Below are 3,657 nucleotides of genomic sequence, written 5' to 3'. Positions count from 1 at the left end.
GCCGAAAGCGGTCAACCAGCCACCACACATCCCGAACCTGACCACCCTCCTCCATTCCCCGTATAATCGCGCCTTTTCCCAAAGGCACCCCGTCCGTGGCCAACAAACGCTACAGCTGCATCGGTCTGTTCAACCCCAAGTCACCGGAAAACGTCGGTTCGGTCATGCGTGCCGCTGGCTGTTACGGCGTCGCGTCGGTGTTCTACACCGGCAAGCGCTACGAACGCGCTGCCGACTTCGTTACCGACACCAAAAAAGTCCACTACGATATCCCGCTGATCGGCATCGACGACCTGAAAAAGATCCTGCCCCTGGGCTGCGTGCCGGTGGCCGTCGAGCTGGTGGACGGCGCCCGTCCCTTGCCCGAATACACCCATCCGGACCGGGCCTTGTACATCTTCGGCCCGGAAGACGGTTCCCTGGACAAGGACATCCGCGACTGGTGCGAAGACGTGATCTATATCCCCACCAACGGCTGCATGAACCTGGCCGCTACGGTCAACGTCGTGCTCTACGACCGCATGGCCAAAGGCAACAACACCCGCTCGGGGCCGCAATTTCGCTGACCGGCGGGAAATTCCATGGAACGACGGATTCGCTCTGGCAGTCAGCTTTATACACATCCCCACACTGGAGACAGATCATGAGCGATAACAATCCGTTAGGGCCGGTTGAGACCACCCCTTTCCAAACCCGCAGCCCGCAGAACGTGCACGGCTGGGAGCGCATTGGGTCACTGGCCGGTGGGGTGCTGATGATGGGCAAGGGCTTGCGCCGCGGCGGTGTGATCGGCCTGGCCCAACTGGCAATCGGCGGCATGGCCCTGGCCCGCGGCATCACCGGGCATTGTTCGGCCAAGACCCTGCTGGAAAAAAATCGTCAGCACCTGCACGACGCCCGCGCCCGGATCGAGCAGGCCGGCGATGAACTGAGCCGCATGAAAGCCAATGCCGAGGCGGCGACCGGCACGGCTACGGTGACGGGGAATGATTCGTTGGTTTCGCCGAAGGCTGGGCTCTGATCGGACTGCTGCGTAAAGGCTGATGGCCCCTTCGCGAGCAGGCTCGCTCCCACAGGGAGTTGGTTGATTACAAAGGGTAAGTCAACCGAAGATCCAGTGTGGGAGCGAGCCTGCTCGCGAAAGCGGTACTACTGAAGTAACCGCGTATCCAGAACGCTGGAGCCCCCGCCCAGGATGCTCTCACTGAGCTGCACAAACTCCCGGGTATCCAGCGTTTCCAACCGCATCGCCCCTTGCAGCACATCATCCAGCGAACGCTTGTTGCGGGTCTTCAGGCGAATTTCCCGGTCCAGCTCCTGCAACAGCAGCACCGCCCTGGACACCATCGCAGGGCTCACCTGTTCGCCACGCAACGTCGTGACGCCCTTGCCGTCCCGGGCGAGTCGATCATTCAATGCCTGGTAACGCTCGTCGCTCATGCCGCCGGCACGGCGCAGCAGTTCGATGGCGTAATACTCGTTGAGCCCTTCGCTGATCCAGTCGCTGCGATCATGATCGTTGATGCGCGCCAGCACCTGCACCAGTTCACGCAACAATGGGCTGCTGCCCCGTTCGCTGACCAGTGCCGGACGGCTGTGCAGGTAAATCGATTCATGGCCGCCCTGGGCGCCACGCCACATCGGATCGCCCGCGCCAACGATCAGCAGCTTGGCCGGATGGCGCGGCACGATCGCCTGCACCTGCGGCCAGACGAAGGTCAGCAGCGTCAGCACGTCCATCCGCCGCATGCCCTGGCCTCGCGGCGCAGCCACGGTCACTTCGGTCTCGCCCAGGCGCGTGCGGCGGCTGCCGAGCTTGCCGGCCAGCATCCAGCCCGTCGGCCGGTCGAACAGGCGCGTAGGATTATCAATGCGAAAACGCTGCTTGCCGATACGCGGCCAGGGCGTCTCGATGCTTTGCCAGCCACCCGGTAATTCGAATTCCAGGCGTGACACCAGTTCAGTGCCGTCCTGCTGATCCAGCCTGGCTGGCGGTACCAGGTCATCACCGCGCAGCAGCGCCCATCCGGGGGTCATGCGGGTCTCAAAGGAGCCGTTCTTGCGCGACTCGCTGAGGCGGACGCGATAAGTCAGGCTCGCCTTGTCGGCGGCTGGGCGCCAGACGCCCCGAGCTTCATGCCCGGGAGTGAGTTGCCACTGGCCGTCGGCTTTGAAATCACTGTAGCGACCATCGCTCCCAAGGTCGAAATCCAGGCTGCGCACCGCCGAGCCCCGCGCGAGCGTCAGGCGCACTTCGGCCTGGTCGCTCTGCGGCAACAGGTGGACGTGATAATCCAGATCGACTTTCTGCGCCGCCCACAGTGGTCCGCTCACTGCCAGCAGCCCGGCCGCCAGCATTCGTTTTAATCCTGCAGCCATGGGTTCTCCTGGGGTGCGATGGCGGGTGTTTCAGCCGGCGCGGAAAATCAGGTGATCTTCCCAATCCTCTTCAGCCACGCTGCCTTCGGCGAGCATGCGCCCGGATTGGGAAATGCGTTCGTGATGCACCGCGTCGCGGTCGCCGCAGACCAGATGGTGCCACAGCGGCAGGTCCTTGCCCTCGCTGACCAGGCGATAGCCGCAGGTTGGCGGCAACCATTTGAACTCATCGGCCTTGCCCGGCGTGAGCTGGATGCAATCAGGCACAAAGTCGCGACGATTGGGGTAATCGGTGCACTGACATGTCTTCAGGTCGAGCAACTTGCAGGCGATGCGCGTGTAGTAGACGCTGTTGTCGTCTTCGTCTTCGAGCTTTTGCAGGCAGCACAGGCCACAGCCGTCGCACAGCGATTCCCACTCCTGTGAATCGAGCTGATCGAGGGTTTTGCGTATCCAGAACGGTTCGACTTTGGCGGCCATGGCTCAAGCATCAACATCACGTGGTGAAAAGGCCGACAGTCTAGTGCCGGGGCCTCTCGAGGCCAAGCATTGGCGACTGTCGGTATCAGGGGGCTTGTCAGCCCGGATGTCTGGACGTAGGTTGCTTCATCTCGTTCCCGATCCCAGCCAAGGTAAGCTCATGAGCGCCAATCCTCGCATTGCCGAATACGCCATCCATCCCCAGTTCATTGAACGCTGGTCGCCCCGTGCTTTCACTGGCGAAAGCATCTGCGAAGAAACCCTGCTGAGCTTCTTCGAAGCCGCGCGCTGGGCGCCTTCGGCCTACAACTCGCAGCCGTGGCGTTTCCTGTATGCCCGTCGTGACACGCCGAACTGGGAGCGTTACCTGGGCTTGCTCAACGAATTCAACCGTGGCTGGGCCCAACACGCCTCGGCGCTGGTGATCATCGCCTCGAAAACCACCTTCGCGGTGCCCGGCGCCACCGAGGAAACCCCGGCCCAGTGCCACACCTTCGACACAGGCGCGGCCTGGGGCCACTTGGCGTTGCAAGCGAGCCTCAGCGGCTGGCACACCCATGGCATGGCCGGCTTCGACCAGGAGCTGACCCGCAAGGAACTGAAAATCCCCGACGGCTACGCTCTGCACGCGGCCGTGGCGATCGGCAAGCTGGGAGACAAATCGACGCTGGCCGACTACCTCCAGGCCCGCGAAGTCCCAAGCCCGCGCCGGCCGCTGAGCGAGCTGGTGGCCGAGGGTGATTTCACCCTCTGATCTCGACACAATCCCTGTGGGAGGGGGGGGGGGGGGGGGGGGGG

The 3,657-nt window shown here is 63.1% G+C and carries 5 protein-coding genes; 3 read left to right on the top strand and 2 right to left on the bottom strand.

Features of this window, described 5'->3' with window-relative positions; translation table 11 throughout:
• Positions 1-95: 95 nt before the first annotated feature.
• Together ACE04F_RS12995 and ACE04F_RS12990 are read left to right on the top strand one after the other, a co-directional pair.
• Complete coding sequence (locus ACE04F_RS12995; RefSeq protein ID WP_264432809.1) at positions 96-566, top strand: RNA methyltransferase; 471 nt, start codon at positions 96-98, stop codon at positions 564-566.
• Positions 567-643: 77 nt separating this feature from the next.
• Complete coding sequence (locus ACE04F_RS12990) at positions 644-1,021, top strand: YgaP family membrane protein (protein WP_486107219.1); 378 nt, start codon at positions 644-646, stop codon at positions 1,019-1,021.
• Positions 1,022-1,149: 128 nt separating this feature from the next.
• Here the strand turns inward: ACE04F_RS12990 and ACE04F_RS12985 are convergent, their stop codons facing one another.
• Together ACE04F_RS12985 and ACE04F_RS12980 are read right to left on the bottom strand one after the other, a co-directional pair.
• Positions 1,150-2,379, bottom strand: coding sequence for a hypothetical protein (locus ACE04F_RS12985; protein WP_486107218.1), 1,230 nt, complete (start codon positions 2,377-2,379; stop codon positions 1,150-1,152).
• A gap of 30 nt (positions 2,380-2,409) precedes the next feature.
• Positions 2,410-2,859: a YcgN family cysteine cluster protein gene (locus ACE04F_RS12980; protein ID WP_003184256.1), complete on the bottom strand. Its 450-nt coding sequence runs from the start codon at positions 2,857-2,859 to the stop codon at positions 2,410-2,412.
• Between the two features lie 160 nt (positions 2,860-3,019).
• Here ACE04F_RS12980 and ACE04F_RS12975 point away from each other — a divergent pair, with 160 nt between their 5' ends.
• Positions 3,020-3,613, top strand: coding sequence for a nitroreductase family protein (locus tag ACE04F_RS12975; RefSeq protein ID WP_486107215.1), 594 nt, complete (start codon positions 3,020-3,022; stop codon positions 3,611-3,613).
• Positions 3,614-3,657 lie beyond the last annotated feature (44 nt).

Source organism: Pseudomonas sp. AGC41 (assembly GCF_057334555.1).
Note: the sequence above shows the minus strand (reverse complement) of the source record. Positions and strands in the feature narration are given on the sequence as shown.

Excerpts from the sequence above, each read along its gene's own strand:
- ACE04F_RS12990 (WP_486107219.1), top strand. The coding sequence starts at position 644 with ATGAGCGATAACAATCCGTTAGGGCCGGTTGAGACCACCCCTTTCCAA.
- ACE04F_RS12985 (WP_486107218.1), bottom strand. The coding sequence starts at position 2,379 with ATGGCTGCAGGATTAAAACGAATGCTGGCGGCCGGGCTGCTGGCAGTG.
- ACE04F_RS12980 (WP_003184256.1), bottom strand. The coding sequence starts at position 2,859 with ATGGCCGCCAAAGTCGAACCGTTCTGGATACGCAAAACCCTCGATCAG.
- ACE04F_RS12975 (WP_486107215.1), top strand. The coding sequence starts at position 3,020 with ATGAGCGCCAATCCTCGCATTGCCGAATACGCCATCCATCCCCAGTTC.